A 14,354-nucleotide genomic window follows, 5' to 3' on the forward strand; every position below is an offset into this window, starting at 1 on the left:
GGTTTGTAGGTGTTGGATACTTTTCAGCTATACAGATAGGGCGCGTATAACCGCCTGCCCTCATCTGTATAGCTGAACTTTTTCATCCTGAAAGGACCTTGTGGGCAAGCTGCATTCGCTATCTAAAGGCATAAATAGTACGTCCAAAAGACCCTAGGATGACAGAATAGAGTAAGCTTGCTTTATTCTTCTTTCTTATATCTTCTTAAACCCAATTGCCAGCACTTTGTCTACATCTTCGGATTTTACCCTCACCTTAAACGAGCGGCCGGTGCCGCATTGGCATGCCATACAAACTGGCCCGCCGGTGGTACCAGTAACAGTCGCTTCAAACACGGTAACATCTATATTGGCTAAGTGCTCTTTCACACACACCAATTTATCAGGATTTTTATTACAGTAGCCCCAAGGGTCAGCACATTGGGTTTCATGATAGGCTAACCACACGCCTTCGCTTGAGAGCTGCTTTTCACCTTCCAGCATGTCGGCTTCAGGAATTTGGCATGCTACCAGCTGAAGCAGTAGCCCCAGCGCAAAAATCTGAGAGAAGATTTTTAGTTTCATAGATAGTTTCCTTTTTTACCTTTATGACCCCATTGTGAGGCCAATGGTTGCAAGGCCTATAAATTTACTATGCAAAAGCAAGTATCAGACATTTTAGAGTTAGTATTCTTAGGCAACACAGTACAGCAGATCCTCATTTTCATGGGCATAATGCTGGTGGGCTACCTGTTTAAAACAGTGCTGTCACGGCTGCTCTCAGAAATTTTGTTTGGGGTGGTGGTCAAGCGGTTCAACACCGATGTTTCTAAAGACGAGTTCAAGCGCCTGCTGGTCACCCCGCTGGGCAACCTCACGTTTTTGGTATTCCTGTACATCGCCTTCGACCAACTGACTTATCCGCCCGAGCTAGGCTTACCCGCCCAAGACGAAATAGGCCTCAAGCGCATTTTGCAGCGCATTTATTCAATCTTCCTCATTGCCTCGCTTACGTGGGTAGTCATGCGCCTACTCGATTTCTTCGGGCTTATTTTCTCTAAGCGTGCCGCCAAAACCCACTCGAAGCTAGACGACCAGCTGGTACCTTTCTTTGTTGATTTCTCTAAGGTGATTGTGGTCATCATTGGGTTCTTCATTATACTAGGCACCGTGTTTGACGTGAATGTGGCAGGTTTAGTAGCCGGTCTGGGAGTGGGTGGTTTGGCCATAGCATTCGCCGCCAAAGAAAGCCTGGAGAACCTGCTGGCTTCGTTCACCATTTTCCTGGACCACCCCTTTGTAGTGGGTGACCTGGTGCAGGTGGGCGATATTACGGGTACAGTAGAGAAAATTGGTTTCAGGAGCACGCGCATACGTACCATTGAGAAAAGCTACGTGACGCTGCCCAACAAGCACATGATTGACAAGCCCCTGGACAACTTAACGCTTCGCACGTTCAGAAGGGTCACCTTTGAGGTTATGCTCACCTACAGCACCACGCCGGAGCAAATGCGCCTGATTTGTCAGGAAATTCAAGCGTACATAGACCAGCACCCCCGCACCAACGAAGATGGTCAGGTACGTTTTTACCGCTTAGGCCCCCATTCTAAAGATATCCGAATTTTTTACTTCATCAACACCATTGAGTGGGAGGAGTACATGAAAATAAGGGAGGAAATCAACTTCGAGATTGAAGCTATTATAGCCCGGCACGGAGCTACCTTTGCCCACCCGCCGGCCGCTTATTATTTGCCACAGCAGCAGTAGTAAAGATATTCCTGTTTTCGGGCTGTTTACCGAAAAGCAGCCCGAAAACAGAACTTTCTTTTACCACATTGAGCCGCCTCTGCGGCCGCCACCCAAGATGCCACCCAGCAAACCGCCCAAACCACCGGAGCGCATGCTGCCGTAGCGGCTGCGCCCGCCTAGGCCTCCCAAAATAGAGGCCATAGAGCCTAGGCCACCCATTCGGCCGCCACCGTAGCCGTAGCCTCTGCGTCGGCTCATCATGCCGCCAATAACTATTGGAGCCAGTACGCCTAACATACCAGTGACCATGCCTGGTGAAATACCTGCATTCTGAAACATGCTCCCGAAACCGCTTTTATCCATGAAAGATTTGGAAGTAGGGTCTTCGCCCTGCTTTTGGGCTTCGTTGGCTTTGTCTACAAACTGATCTAAGATACTGAACTGCTTCTGGTCAATGCCCAGGTACTGCCCCATTTCGGCAATACTTTTCTGCTCTTCAGGCGAGTACTCCCCGTCTGCCTTGGCAAAACTGATGATGTCGGTGATAAAGGAGAAGCGGAGGTTGCTGCCTTTTAGCACATCCAAGCAACGCTGCAAGCTTATCTGTGACGGGTTTCTGGCAATAGAAACTATTTCATGGTGCACGTTCTCCGGAAGCTCAGAGGCCTCAGCCATTAGCTGCAAAAACTGTAGTTCCTCGTCAGACACATGTCCATCGGCAGAAGCAATGGTAGCCAGGGCACCCAAATAAGCGCCTTTTTCTTCGTTTGTATAGTCTTTCAGTAAAGTGGTTTCTTCAGCCATGGTTTCATTCTTTTGTACAGAATAAGAATAACGAGGGCTTTAAAAACGAGTTGGTGTTTTGGAGGTGATTTTGAGAAAAGGGCCCGGAAACACCTAATTTAGATTAGGCAACTCGGCTAGAAGAATCAATCATTATCAACTAAAATAAGTTGCCAAAAAGACGAGGCTTATATATGACCAGAGAGCAATGAATAAAACATGAACTGTCGTTTCAAACCGCTTGCCTTTCCAAAGGTGTGCGGAGTAGACGAAAATTTGGATGAAAAGCCTGATTCCCCAAAACACGCCAAGCCCAAGAGAAATCTTTTTACCAAGGCTGGTAGAAACAAGTTCTTGGGCGGAGGTCAGGCAAAGTACACCCATCAAAAAAACGGTGACGGCAATGAAGAAGGTATGTACAGCCATCATCTGCCGGTTAATCAGGCTTAACGGTTTAAGCTCTACCTCCCAATTGAAGTACCTTGGGAAAAAAGCATGTATGAAAGCTAGCATAATCAGGAGGAGCCCGATTAGTTTAAGGTGCAGTTCCATTTTTGTGAAGAGTAAACGTAGACAGGAAAGGCGTGAGCTTTATTTCCTGCTGCAAACAAATATTCGCCTGTCGGAATGTTCTGAGCCAGGCACTTTTGGAATAAAAGTGGAAAAAGCCGAGGTTGAATGCCAGAAAATTAGGTATGTCCCGCAAATGTTCAGTTACATATATTAGCCCAGCAGGCTTCAAGATCCGTGCGAGTTCTTTAAAAAACAACACCCTCTCGGCTTCATCTCTTATTTCATGCGCTGCTAATAAAACAAAAATTTTGTCAACAGATTCGTTTGGCAAGTTCAATGCGTTCGTTTTTGCATGTTTGGTATTGGGGTAAGGCGGATACGCTGCTCTGGCTCGTTTGATAGATACTTCAGTATGTTTGTCTGAATCATAGAAATCCATTGCAACAAGTTCAGCACTTTTAAATCTGCTTTGCAACAAAGCACTAGTCTCATCAAATCCGGCATGTATGTTTAAAATAAGCTGGTCGGTAGGCAGTGAGTCTATCCACTTAAACTTATACAGCCCCGACAGGTCATAGATGTAGAGAGACACCAGTAAAGATATTATAGTGGAGGCTAACACCACGGCAGCAGAGATAATTAACAATACACGTAGCGGGTCTTGTACAATAATGGCTACAAAGGCCAAAAACAACACCAGCCCAATTGCCATGGCATAGAAATGCCAATTGAAACGAATAATGTTCTTTACCCCCTGAAATGGTTTTCTTATTTCTTCCACACTTCTTTTCTGCCCTTCTTCCAGTAGTAGGGTATGTTCCTGATAATAAAAGCATTTGCCAAAAAAGCATCTTTTAACCCCAAAGAAGAAAGGAAAGAAAACCGGTAATCATTCACTTTGACCTGAGTGGGAACCCAATTTTCCCGAACCCCTTCAATGATCAAGACTTCTTTTGTGGCTGGGTTATAACTAAAAGTAAAAGGCAGAGGCCCGGCAAATCGTCTGGCTTCTTTCCAATCTGTAAAAGGTGAATTGAATGGTAAAGGAACCTCATTTGAGGTAGTGTCAAGCACCACCTTGAAATCAGACTGATTTGAGCTTATCTCACTTCTTCCGTTTTGCTCAGTATGATGTATGTCTGTAGTGGTGTAATTATAATGGGTAAAGAGATTGCCCATCCACTCCATTTTCTTTTTGTCTGTCTCAGATTTCAGGATGTACAAGCCCCGCAGGTTCTTTCCTTTATTATTCCTGTACCGCACAAACACCCTATAACCAATCAAGAAGAAGCTATTGCCCATGAACTTCGGGAAGCCTCTGGGTCTGAGTCCCTCTGTTTGCACCATGGCCACGGCCAAAAAGGCAAACTGGTCTTTGTAGGTGTCTAACTGCAAAGATTCTGGAATAAGCGGCTGCAATTGTTCTTTGGGCAGAGCAAACGTGAGCACAAGCGAACTTTCAAAATAAGCCTCTACTGCAAACGGATGATTTTTAAGAAAAGATAACATGCTACGCTTGCTGGGTCAACTCTTTATTTAGCTCGAACTCCTTATAATATACCACCAGAATAAATAAAAGGGCAAAGAAAGCATTTAGCCTTCCCCACAGCAGCAGGTCAGGCACGAGTACAACTTCCAAAATATTCATGGTGGCCACTACTGCAATTTGGACTAACGCATTAAGACGAGATTTTATGCCACTCAAAATCCAGACAGTCATTCCCACTTCCGCAAGTCCAATCAACACAGTAAGAGGTCTGGAAAAATCATCGCCTAAGATTCTAGCTACAATCTGCTCATGCCTGCTCACCAGATTCAACACCTTGCAAAACAACCCATTGACGAACCAAATTACCGCCAGAAAATAAGTTAGTATTCTATAAATTTCTCTGTTGGCCATACTGAAGACGGATGTATCTATTGGGTTTAGAAATACTTCAATAGGATATTGGCTTTCTGTTTTCGGGCTGCTTTTGTTAAAATAAACCTAAAACAAAAAGCCGCCCGAAAACTTCGCTGTTTGGCTAATATCCCCTGCAGCTACCTATACCGCCTCCACCTTCTCCTCCTCCAGATTCAGGTTATACCAGTCAATCTTTCTGGAGTAGTACATCACCAAGCCAAGAATAATGAAGATACCAATGCTGCCAATGAGCAGCGCGAAGTCTTGCAACTGAATGATCACGAAAATAAACGAGTACAAAACCAGCAGAATACCACTGATGAGGTATGTCAGCTTGGTAGATTTCAGAATTGCTTTTACATACCCTGCAATAAGCGCCAGCGTGGCTACCGCTGAAAGAATAAAGGCTAGGTTGAACGTGAGGTGTTCAGAAATGGAGAGCAAGAGCGTGTAGAAAACTACCAGAGCAATGCCCACCAAAATGTACTGTATAGGGTGAATAAACACCTTGTTCAGTACCTCAATAAAAAAGAACACTAAAAAGGTGAAGCCAATAAACAAGATAGCATACCTAATAGACCTATACGTTTTCTGGTAATTGTCTACGGGCAGTAACAGATCAATGCCGAAGGCAGATTCGCTGATGGAATGTTTGCTGCCAATCCATGCCTGCGGGTAATTCCGGTTCAGGTGCAGCACGTTCCAGTTGGCCACAAACCCACTGTCTGAGACACTTCTTCTGTCTGGCAGGAAAGCGCCATTAAAACTAGGGTTCTTCCAGGCAGAAGAAATTTTGATGTCTGTTACCTTTCCTACTGGAGTAAAATATAACAGCTGGCTTCCTTTTAGGTTAATGCTCAAGGAGAAGGTGTAACTAGAGCTATCATTGGGCGAAACTGATATTTCAGAATTAATGCCGCTGCTTACTACATCATTGGTAGTAACACCTGGGTTAAAAGAAAACTGCTTGCTGTTCCAGCCCAGGTTAATTTGCTCTTCAATGCCTCGCAAATCACTAATGCCCAAGGTCAAACGGGCTTTATCAAACTGAATGTTATTTAAAGGAACGTCTATTTCTGAGAAGTTGAGGCTAGAGAACTTTCCCGTTAAGTTGATTTTGGAATTATACACCACAATTTCATAAATCCCCCTGTACCTGAGTTCAGGGTGTATGTTGCCCGAAATGTCAAGTTCAGATGGCAAAATGTGCAGGTACTCTTTTATCTGCACCGTTTTCTCTACCGAGTCTTTCTTAGAGAATTCTTTTATATACCGCACATAAGGTATAGTAATAAACGGCCCCGAAATAGTTTGCTGCTCCCCCCACTTAGAACTAACCTCACTGATGGTTTCTACCTGCGTTAACTCCCGCTCATTAATCAAGCCCTTTATCATGGAGGTGGGTATCAACAACAGAAGCGCAATGGTGACAATAGTCCCAATTTTGAAGTAAATATTGTTCTTGGGTGATTTCATGAGCGGCCGTTAAATTGCTTAAAGATAGAAGGAAACACGAATGCTCAGGAAACTGAGGAAATTAAATTTTCTGTTTTAGGCGTGTTTTCTCAAAATCAGCTATAAAAATGCATATTCCGTTTATAGCGACCTCTGTATTGCACCAATAGATTTTCCAATTCACGGTGATTGATGTCGAAATCTGCAATTGGTATTTTCTCAGCACCCTCCGGATGTTCGTACACCAGATAATACTTGGTGTCTTTCCCGTATCCCTCCCGCACTACATCTTCATTTCTGATGGCGCGCCAACTGTAAAATTCTGAAGAGGCTGTTTCTATACCTTTTTCAGACAGCGTAATCTGAGGACTTTTGTTTCCAGCTTTCTTTATACCGGTAAAGCTAAAGTACACGCCGATTCCTGCAAGCGCACCTCCAACCCAATAATTCTCATCGATGATTAGATAAATTCCCACCACCAGACTTATTACCATGAAAAGTACTTCCACTATACTTTTCCATTTCGAGAAATAAATGATGGTTTCGTTGAGGATAGAAAAATCCTCGTGAAAGACGTCTTCCTGCGCAAATTTTTCTTGCAGCCGCAGCAACCGCTCTTTATCTGCCGCAGTTCTAATTTCCGTTTTACTGTAAGCACTCTCATCGGGCCAAATCAGCTTTTCTTTGATCGCTTTCTTCTTTAACTCATGTACGTTTCTTACGTTTTCAAAAGCCCAGATGCGCCATTTGGTAATCATAAAGCTCCAGTACAGCCAAGCTAAAGCAAGGCCTAACACAAAACTTAGAGGAACAAACCAGAAGGATAGCTTTTGATGGACAGCTAAATAAACGCATCCGCCTATTGTTCCAAACATGATAACAACAGCCGGCCAGTTGATCATTCTTTGGCCACGGTTGATGGCTTGATCAACTGAGACTTCCTGATTCATAGTTATTTATAAGGTTAGTCTTTCTGTTTTAGGCCTTATTTTTCAAAACAGCTCAAAAACGGGTTATTCAAACTCAAAAAACTCTGTGGCGGGCTTAACAGATTTCTCTTCCTTCTTCTTGCCCTTGAGCACATCTTTGAGCTCTTGTTTCTCGCGTTGCAGGTCAGAGGCAATTTTATCTTTGACCTTTTCTTGGTCGTAGGCTACTTTAAAGTTGCCCTCTTTCCCTTTTATGGTTAGAAACAGCATGGGGTTAGGGGCCGAGCTAGTCTCTATCACGCCAAATCGCTCGTCTTTGTCGCGCTTTGCGGTGGTGATAGCCAGCGGAATGCGCAGGCGGTAATCCATGTCTTGGTCAAAGGTGTGGGTACCCGAAACGGTGATGGAAGAAAAACGACTGGCGCTGGTCTGTATTTCCATTTCAGGTATATAAATGGTGCGGCTCTGGATGAAGAAGTTATTCTTGAGTTCAGAGAAGCGCAAGTTGGCGAGCTCGCGGCGATCTACAAAAGCGCTGAGCTTCTGCAGAGGCTCAAAGTACAGCAGTTGCCCGTTCTGGATTGATGTCTTTATCTCGGCCTGCATTAAATCTGTGCGCGCGTTCAGCTGGTGGTCAAAGAACAGGTCAGAGTCAATTTGGGCGGTAAGCTCACCGTTCAGGTGCCGCTGCGTTATAAAAGCCTGACCAAAGTTTTCGAACGCATACATGAGGCTATCAACCTTTATGTGGTCAATATTGGCCGTGGAGGTAATTTTAATGAGCGGATGGCGGGCATCCATGGTGCCGCGCACCCTGAATTTCCCGCCCACCGCCTGCAAGGCAATGTTAGGCGTAGTGATTACCTGATTCTGTAGCCGCACCTGCCCCTGCAGTTGCTTTGCCTTAAACCTCCGGAACTGCAGATGGCGCACAGCGGCATTCAAGTCCAGCTCCAGGTTAGCGGGCATATTGAAAGCATAATCAGTAGAGGGCTTTTTGTTACTCTTTGGCGCCGCACCATCTGCAGAATTAGCCGCTGCCAATAACTGGTCCAGGTTCAGGAACGCAGACTCAAAATCGGCTTCAATACGCAGCTTCTGACCTTTCAGAAAAACCCAGGGCAGCACGTTCTTGAAGTAGCCGTTCAGCAGAAAATCTGAGTCACCCACCTTGCCTTTGAAATTGGTGACTGCCACATCATTCTTACGGAACAGAAAAGTGCCCGTGAGGCCGTTCAAATACTGCGGGTGCTGGCGAAACAGCAAACTCACGTTGCGAAGCTGAATGTCGCCACTGGTTTTGATCTTAGAACTGCCGGGGTTGGTTTTGAACGTGTTCAGGTTACCAGCAAACGAGAATTGCACCTGCGCCTGCCCACTTCCCTTGCTGATCTCCTCCACCGGAAAAGCCCCCAGCACATGGGCCACGTCCACATCGGCTTTTAGTTGCGCTTGAATGTATGGGTCAGAGAAGTTCTGGTAAGCAAACTCCCCGGAGAAAGGCTTTCCACGCAGGTTGCCCCGCACATTACGTAGCTCCAGCATTGATGTCTGGCTGTTACGCTGAGCTCCGTTGGTGAACCGCCCCTCTAAAGTAACACCCTCTACTTTTTCTTTATAGTCAGGGTGGTAAAAAGAAGCCCGCTTGCACCCGAAGGCCACATCAAAGAATGGGCTTTTATTGGCTGACACCTCCCCTTTTACTTTTCCTTTGAAATAGACATCGCCCTGACTTTGGTACTGGGCCAGTTGCTTTGTGTACTTCTGAGGAATTAACGCCAGCAAAGACTGAACATTCGTGTTTTTCCCCTGCACCGCCAGATCTATATATGTTTTGTCTTTATAAGCAATCTGGCCCCCAAACTGATACAGCGCTTTTTCTATCTGCAAGTCAGAAGGCTCTAACGTAATTTGCTTTGTGGCGGTGTTGATTGCTAGCTGGCTGTTTAGCTGTATTTCTTTCTGCCGGATAAACTCGTGCCCAGCTACTCTTACCGAATGTACCAGTGCAGTACCTTCTGTCTGTATTGTAATAACAGGATCATCCACAGCCAACGCCGCAGAGAGCAAGTGGGCCTGTAATTCATAGTGTTGTTTGCCCGGGGCATCCTGGTAAATTACTTTCACCTTCTTAAGCCCGATGTGCTGCAGATCATAACGCATCTTTCCAGTTTGCACTGTGTCTGCGTTCTGAAAGAAAAGGTAATTCACCTGCCCGTTGGGCAATACCTTTACCATCAACTCCCCTTCTTCAAGATAAATTTCGCGTATGCGGTAGGTTCCTTTTACAATGTCCCACAGGCTGAAGGTGCTGTGCACCCTCTCCAGTTTAGCCAAAGGAGCCGTGCTGCCTTCCACCGCTTCAGTTACCTCTACGTTGTGCAGACTAATGGCCACCTGCGGAAACTTCTCCCACAGGCTCACCTCCATCTTTTCAACGGCAATTTTGGTTTTAATGTGCTTGTTGCCCTCGGCCACAAAAAGCTGGATAATTTTATCCTGATACAGGTAAATCACGCCCACCGCCAAGGTCATCAGTAAAAAGACGCCACTTGCCGCTAAAAAAAAATATTGGACTAACTTTTTTCTTCTCCCCACAAACATTCTGATTTTCAGATGATAAATATACAGCGCATCGGGCAGCCCTCCAACGGCCAAGGCATTAAGAGAAATTTTTTAAACTTTTTTAGAAAAGAGATTTGGCAGATAAAAAAACATCCCCCATATTTGCATCATCAAACGGGGACAACAGGTCTTCGGAACGAAAAAAAGGGATGTTAGCTCAGCTGGTTCAGAGCATCTGCCTTACAAGCAGAGGGTCGCTGGTTCGAATCCAGCACGTCCCACTCCTTAAAAGCCTCACCTACCCGGTGAGGCTTTTTTTTGTTTTTATCCTACTGTGTCTTTCTCCTGAAAGTACTAAACCCATTTGCCCCTCCTGCGTTTCTATGATTGTACCATTTGTGTTTTGTATGCCAAGTACGTTTACCAAAAGGAGAATTTACCATGAGACGTTTTATAGATATTTTAAGAGAAGCTGGCTGGAAAATGAGCTTCGCCCCTACCTACTTTCTGGGGTTTGATATTTCCTGGTTGGTCATGAAAGAAGTCTTTATTAGCCCCTATGACCACAGAGCCTATTCTTTCGACGATGCCATGCGCCGCGAAGCCCCTTACCACCCAGAAGTAGAAGCTTTACGCCGCGCGGCTTAACCTCTGCCTCTAAACCCAGGCTGTACTCGCTAGGAGTGGCACAATTGTGTACCTTTACACGTTGAGCCAACCTACCAGCTGAAATGCACCTTGTTGAAGTGACCTCTCCCGCCACCGTTCGGGCATTTTTAGATTTCCCCTCCACTATTTACCAGCAGCACCCCAATTGGATAAGGCCGCTGGACAAAGACATTGAACAGGTCTTTGACCAAAATCTCAACCCAAATTTTAAAAATGGCTCCGCCATCAGGTGGATATTGCAAGACAGCCAAGGCAAAACTATTGGCCGGGTAGCGGCTTTCGTGAACAATAAAACCAAAAACGCCTCTGAATATGTAACGGGCGGCATGGGATTCTTTGAGTGCGTTGAAGACCAGACTGCCGCCTTTACTCTTTTTGATGCCTGCAAAGACTGGCTCATGGCGCAAGGCATGGAGGCAATGGACGGTCCCATCAACTTCGGGGAGCGCGACCGTTGGTGGGGTTTGTTGGTAGACGGCTTTACTGAACCTAATTACGGCATGTTCTATCACCCGCCGTACTACCAGCAATTATTCGAGGCCTATGGCTTTCAGGTGTATTTTAAGCAGTACACTTACCAGATGAATTCTTTCTTACCGCTCAACCCTAAGATCATGGACAGAGCGGCCGTGGTGGAGCAAGACCCAAATTATGTGGTGAGGCACGCTTCCATGAAAAACCTGAAAAAGGTGGCGCAGGATTTTATTGAGGTGTACAACAAGGCTTGGGCCGGACACTCAGGGGCAAGCGAAATTCCGTTCGAGAAAGCGCTAAAGCTCATGAAAACCATGAAACCCGTGGTGGAAGAAACGCTTATCAATTTTGCCTACTACAAAGAGCAGCCCATTGCCTTCTTTATCATTTTACCTGAGCTAAACCAAATATTCAAGCACCTGAACGGAAAGTTCAATCTGGTGGCAAAGCTGAAGTTTCTGTACCACAAGTGGCGCTACAGCAAACGCCGCGACAAAAAAGTGTTTGGGCTTATTTTTGGGGTGGTTCCTGAGTTTCAGGGCAAGGGCGTGGAATCATTCATTATGAAGTGGTCGCACCAGCCTATTATTGACTACGGCGCCCCTAATCTGGAGATGAACTGGATAGGTGACTTTAACCCTAAAATGATGCTGGTGACCCGTATGCTGGGTGCCTCCATCAGCAAAACCCACGTTACGTACCGCAAAATCTTTGACCCAACCAAACCGTTCACTCGGTACCCTATTATAAAATAGAATGTTTTAAGCCTGTTTTTCAGAAATCAGGGCAAAAACACCTTTTACGTCTTTGGCTTGTTATCAATACTATGAGAGCAGCGTTTTGCCTTATCTTCAGTTTCTTTATAGCAACAGGCAATACTTTTGCCCAAGATACCACCATTGACTCCAAGCTGCTCCGCCTAAAAGGCTTGCCATTGATTGCTGATAAAAGCTCTATTGTCAAGACCTACGGTCGCCCTTTAAAAGTAGATCAGCCCAACTATGAATGCGGCTTCTATTCCCACGATAGCATCCAATATTTTCAGTTATGGTATAAGCATTTAAACTTTATTGGTAATGACGAGGAGAAGTACATATTAGAGAACATTAAGTTCCACCTCAACAGCAGTCTTTCATTAGAATACGGCCATTGGAAGCTGAACAGCAAGCTCACAAAAACAGCCTTTGTTCAAATCTTTGGAATATCTGAATTAGATAGTTTTACTGACCGCAAAAATGGCGTGACGGAGATTTTGATGTTTTTCAACAATTCTGATGACGGCATGATCTTCAGTTTCAAAGATGATCATCTAATAGAAGCAACTTACTGGTCACCTTGCTAGAGCTAATGATGCATGACCAAATAACAGGAAAGGGCAAAAGGCTCAAGTGTTTTAGGCCACTTTTTCAGAAATCAGGTCTAAAAAGGTTTGGTGTAACGCCTCTACCTGGGGCAACACCAGTTGCTCATCATTGTTGTAAAGAACAAACTGAGCACGACTTGTACGCTCTTCTTCCGAGAGCTGCTTGGCCATGATGGCCTCTATGTCAGCCGTTGTTCGGTGGGTATCACGCTGGAGGGTGCGGGTTAAGCGTAGCTGTATTGGCGCGGAAACAGTTAGCACATAGTCTACCTGCTTATAGGCATTTGATTCAAACATAAGCGCTGCCTCTTTGAGCACGTACGGAGCAGCAGTATGCCTTTCAAGCCATTTATAAAAATCTTTCCGCACCTGCGGATGCACCAAACCATTTAGTTTAGCCAGTTCCTCGGCATTATGGAACACCTTTTGCGCCAGATACGCGCGGTTTAAATGCTGATTGCCATCAAAAGTATCAGGACCGAAAGTTTGGATAAGGCTTTCCCTTAGCTCTGGGTCGTGGTTCATAACCCATTTAGCCCTGGAGTCGGAGTCATATACCGGTACGCCCAAAAGCTGAAAGCACCGGCATACAATACTTTTACCTGACCCTATACCGCCTGTTATGCCAATTTTTAGCATGATGTCTTACTGTGGAATCAGGGAAACCTGTACCCGCGCCGGTTGTACCGTTACTTGCCGCGTAAGCGCTGGTTTCTGTAGAAGCGTAGGTACAATGGTTGAGTCTGCGGGGTTAAACTTCTGGTAGTCTAAGGCTACTTTAAATTGTTCTGATTGAATGCTTCCTTTCTGTCTGGGCAGATAGGAGTACTGTATTTTTACAGGTCCATTGATTAAGCGCAGCACGTAGCCTGGCGGAAAGTTTTGCAAAGTAGGCTGCACTACCACCTCTTGCTTTTCCAGTTGCACTACACCAAAGGTTACCTCAGCATCTTTTACGTCTGCTTTTACCAAAGATGTGTAATCATGCGCCACAGGAAGACTACCCTTAAAAGAGGATCTAAGGATTTTGGTAGGCGCAGGCAACAAAAAGGGATTCGGAAATTGATTGATAATTTGCTCAGGACCAGTAAAAGTAACTGAATCTGGCTGTATCTGTACCTGCCCATCGAAGACAAACCCTGCCTCAGTCTTCACCAAGGTGGTGTCAATGCCTAGAGGTACCTTTCGGGAAACGAGGTGGTCAAAATCAAAACTGACGGTATCGGTTACCACAAAGTTTAGATTTAACCCATCCAGCACATTTGAAATGGCGGGGCGCAGGGCTGAACCGGGCAAGCGCTTCACAAAAGGCAAGCCCCGTATGGTTAGCTCAGCGGGCTGCACTTGAAATTTTAGATTGTTACGGAGCAGCTTCCACCCTTTGCCGGTTACGCTAATGGTCACCTCTTCTGGCAAGGGCTTTACCGGAACTAACTGCTCTTGGTCAAAAACAAACTTGATAGGGTAAGAAACAACGGTGGTATAGTTCTTATTGAGTGCATTAAGCAGCCAAAAAGTACCCGCTGTTAAAAAACAAAGCAGCACCACCCTCCAGTACTTCTTCTGTTTGGGTGAAAACGGTCTCAGCAACCAAAGGACAGCCTGCTTTGTTTTATTAAACGGCAAAGGATTATCTAAGCGTTAGTGGTCTCAGTAGTAGTGTTAGCATTCACCCGGGCAGTGGCTTCTACCGCAATGGCAGATTTGTCAAACTTCAGCTTTAAGCCTTTGTCTACCTCTACCCACACGGTATCATCATCAATGCTCAGCAAACGACCGTGCATGCCACCAATGGTCACTACATTCATGCCTCTTTTCAGTTCATCTCTAAACTTCTTCTGCTCTTTTGCTTTCTTTTGCTGCGGACGCAGCATAAAAAAGTAGAACACAATAATAATCAACCCAATAAATATTAGGTTAGAGTAAGCGCCTGCCCCCTCTGCGGCGGCTTGTAATAAAACAGTTTGCATGA

At 45.4% G+C, this 14,354-nt stretch carries 16 protein-coding genes and 1 tRNA gene; 6 read left to right on the forward strand and 11 right to left on the reverse strand.

Going from position 1 to position 14,354, the window contains the following annotated elements; translation table 11 throughout:
• Positions 1–195: 195 nt before the first annotated feature.
• A complete protein-coding gene (locus tag A8O23_RS13900) occupies positions 196–564 on the reverse strand; it encodes a hypothetical protein (protein ID WP_066622280.1) in 369 nt (122 codons plus the stop codon).
• A 69-nt stretch (positions 565–633) separates the two neighbouring features.
• Here A8O23_RS13900 and A8O23_RS13905 point away from each other — a divergent pair, with 69 nt between their 5' ends.
• On the forward strand, positions 634–1,746 hold the full coding sequence (locus tag A8O23_RS13905; protein ID WP_066622282.1) for a mechanosensitive ion channel family protein: 1,113 nt from the start codon (positions 634–636) through the stop codon (positions 1,744–1,746).
• A 60-nt stretch (positions 1,747–1,806) separates the two neighbouring features.
• On the opposite strand, the gene A8O23_RS13910 is transcribed toward A8O23_RS13905, so the two are convergent.
• A complete protein-coding gene (locus A8O23_RS13910; protein ID WP_066622283.1) occupies positions 1,807–2,532 on the reverse strand; it encodes a tellurite resistance TerB family protein in 726 nt (241 codons plus the stop codon).
• A gap of 198 nt (positions 2,533–2,730) precedes the next feature.
• Between A8O23_RS13910 and A8O23_RS21615 the strand changes: the two genes are divergently transcribed.
• The gene (locus A8O23_RS21615) at positions 2,731–2,961 is read left to right on the forward strand and encodes a hypothetical protein (RefSeq protein WP_161486741.1); all 231 of its coding nucleotides are present in this window, start codon (positions 2,731–2,733) and stop codon (positions 2,959–2,961) included.
• An 85-nt stretch (positions 2,962–3,046) separates the two neighbouring features.
• Here the strand turns inward: A8O23_RS21615 and A8O23_RS13920 are convergent, their stop codons facing one another.
• The 6 genes from A8O23_RS13920 to A8O23_RS13945 form a co-directional block, all read right to left on the reverse strand.
• Complete coding sequence (locus tag A8O23_RS13920) at positions 3,047–3,805, reverse strand: class I SAM-dependent methyltransferase (protein WP_066622287.1); 759 nt, start codon at positions 3,803–3,805, stop codon at positions 3,047–3,049.
• Positions 3,793–4,533 (reverse strand): DUF2071 domain-containing protein, encoded by a 741-nt coding sequence (locus tag A8O23_RS13925; protein ID WP_066622288.1) that lies wholly within the window; start codon positions 4,531–4,533, stop codon positions 3,793–3,795. The genes A8O23_RS13920 and A8O23_RS13925 overlap by 13 nt, the downstream gene beginning before the upstream one ends.
• 1 nt (position 4,534) lies before the next feature.
• Complete coding sequence (locus tag A8O23_RS13930; protein WP_066622290.1) at positions 4,535–4,924, reverse strand: DoxX-like family protein; 390 nt, start codon at positions 4,922–4,924, stop codon at positions 4,535–4,537.
• A gap of 144 nt (positions 4,925–5,068) precedes the next feature.
• Positions 5,069–6,403 (reverse strand): cell envelope integrity protein CreD, encoded by a 1,335-nt coding sequence (gene creD / locus A8O23_RS13935; protein ID WP_066622291.1) that lies wholly within the window; start codon positions 6,401–6,403, stop codon positions 5,069–5,071.
• A 95-nt stretch (positions 6,404–6,498) separates the two neighbouring features.
• Complete coding sequence (locus tag A8O23_RS13940) at positions 6,499–7,332, reverse strand: hypothetical protein (RefSeq protein ID WP_066622293.1); 834 nt, start codon at positions 7,330–7,332, stop codon at positions 6,499–6,501.
• A gap of 63 nt (positions 7,333–7,395) precedes the next feature.
• Positions 7,396–9,846, reverse strand: a complete 2,451-nt coding sequence (locus A8O23_RS13945; protein ID WP_161486742.1) for an AsmA family protein — start codon at positions 9,844–9,846, stop codon at positions 7,396–7,398.
• Positions 9,847–10,082: 236 nt separating this feature from the next.
• Here A8O23_RS13945 and A8O23_RS13950 point away from each other — a divergent pair.
• The 4 genes from A8O23_RS13950 to A8O23_RS13965 all read left to right on the forward strand — a co-directional run bounded on the left by A8O23_RS13950 (position 10,083) and on the right by A8O23_RS13965 (position 12,361).
• Positions 10,083–10,157: transfer RNA gene (locus A8O23_RS13950), tRNA-Val, on the forward strand.
• Between the two features lie 160 nt (positions 10,158–10,317).
• Positions 10,318–10,524, forward strand: coding sequence for a hypothetical protein (locus A8O23_RS13955; RefSeq protein ID WP_066622294.1), 207 nt, complete (start codon positions 10,318–10,320; stop codon positions 10,522–10,524).
• Positions 10,525–10,607: 83 nt separating this feature from the next.
• A complete protein-coding gene (locus A8O23_RS13960; RefSeq protein WP_066622295.1) occupies positions 10,608–11,774 on the forward strand; it encodes a hypothetical protein in 1,167 nt (388 codons plus the stop codon).
• A gap of 71 nt (positions 11,775–11,845) precedes the next feature.
• Positions 11,846–12,361 (forward strand): hypothetical protein, encoded by a 516-nt coding sequence (locus A8O23_RS13965; RefSeq protein ID WP_066622296.1) that lies wholly within the window; start codon positions 11,846–11,848, stop codon positions 12,359–12,361.
• 51 nt (positions 12,362–12,412) lie between these two features.
• On the opposite strand, the gene coaE is transcribed toward A8O23_RS13965, so the two are convergent.
• Genes coaE through yajC form a run of 3 tightly spaced genes read right to left on the reverse strand, consistent with a single transcriptional unit; the run spans position 12,413 to position 14,352 of the window.
• A complete protein-coding gene (gene coaE, locus A8O23_RS13970; protein ID WP_066622298.1) occupies positions 12,413–13,021 on the reverse strand; it encodes a dephospho-CoA kinase in 609 nt (202 codons plus the stop codon).
• Positions 13,022–13,027: 6 nt separating this feature from the next.
• Positions 13,028–13,972 (reverse strand): YbbR-like domain-containing protein, encoded by a 945-nt coding sequence (locus A8O23_RS13975; RefSeq protein WP_082883063.1) that lies wholly within the window; start codon positions 13,970–13,972, stop codon positions 13,028–13,030.
• Between the two features lie 44 nt (positions 13,973–14,016).
• Positions 14,017–14,352 carry a preprotein translocase subunit YajC gene (gene yajC, locus A8O23_RS13980; RefSeq protein WP_066622300.1) on the reverse strand — a complete coding sequence of 112 codons (336 nt, stop codon included), beginning with the start codon at positions 14,350–14,352 and terminating at the stop codon, positions 14,017–14,019.
• Positions 14,353–14,354: the final 2 nt, after the last annotated feature.

The sequence above is a fragment of the Rufibacter roseus genome (assembly GCF_001647285.1).
Lineage (GTDB): Bacteria > Bacteroidota > Bacteroidia > Cytophagales > Hymenobacteraceae > Nibribacter > Nibribacter roseus.

What these genes read in the sequence shown, in the direction of transcription:
- A8O23_RS13900 (WP_066622280.1), bottom strand. Translation starts at nt 564, where the DNA reads ATGAAACTAAAAATCTTCTCTCAGATTTTTGCGCTGGGGCTACTGCTT.
- A8O23_RS13905 (WP_066622282.1), top strand. Translation starts at nt 634, where the DNA reads ATGCAAAAGCAAGTATCAGACATTTTAGAGTTAGTATTCTTAGGCAAC.
- A8O23_RS13910 (WP_066622283.1), bottom strand. Translation starts at nt 2,532, where the DNA reads ATGGCTGAAGAAACCACTTTACTGAAAGACTATACAAACGAAGAAAAA.
- A8O23_RS21615 (WP_161486741.1), top strand. Translation starts at nt 2,731, where the DNA reads ATGAACTGTCGTTTCAAACCGCTTGCCTTTCCAAAGGTGTGCGGAGTA.
- A8O23_RS13925 (WP_066622288.1), bottom strand. Translation starts at nt 4,533, where the DNA reads ATGTTATCTTTTCTTAAAAATCATCCGTTTGCAGTAGAGGCTTATTTT.
- A8O23_RS13930 (WP_066622290.1), bottom strand. Translation starts at nt 4,924, where the DNA reads ATGGCCAACAGAGAAATTTATAGAATACTAACTTATTTTCTGGCGGTA.
- creD (WP_066622291.1), bottom strand. Translation starts at nt 6,403, where the DNA reads ATGAAATCACCCAAGAACAATATTTACTTCAAAATTGGGACTATTGTC.
- A8O23_RS13940 (WP_066622293.1), bottom strand. Translation starts at nt 7,332, where the DNA reads ATGAATCAGGAAGTCTCAGTTGATCAAGCCATCAACCGTGGCCAAAGA.
- A8O23_RS13945 (WP_161486742.1), bottom strand. Translation starts at nt 9,846, where the DNA reads ATGACCTTGGCGGTGGGCGTGATTTACCTGTATCAGGATAAAATTATC.
- A8O23_RS13955 (WP_066622294.1), top strand. Translation starts at nt 10,318, where the DNA reads ATGAGACGTTTTATAGATATTTTAAGAGAAGCTGGCTGGAAAATGAGC.
- A8O23_RS13960 (WP_066622295.1), top strand. Translation starts at nt 10,608, where the DNA reads ATGCACCTTGTTGAAGTGACCTCTCCCGCCACCGTTCGGGCATTTTTA.
- A8O23_RS13965 (WP_066622296.1), top strand. Translation starts at nt 11,846, where the DNA reads ATGAGAGCAGCGTTTTGCCTTATCTTCAGTTTCTTTATAGCAACAGGC.
- coaE (WP_066622298.1), bottom strand. Translation starts at nt 13,021, where the DNA reads ATGCTAAAAATTGGCATAACAGGCGGTATAGGGTCAGGTAAAAGTATT.
- yajC (WP_066622300.1), bottom strand. Translation starts at nt 14,352, where the DNA reads ATGCAAACTGTTTTATTACAAGCCGCCGCAGAGGGGGCAGGCGCTTAC.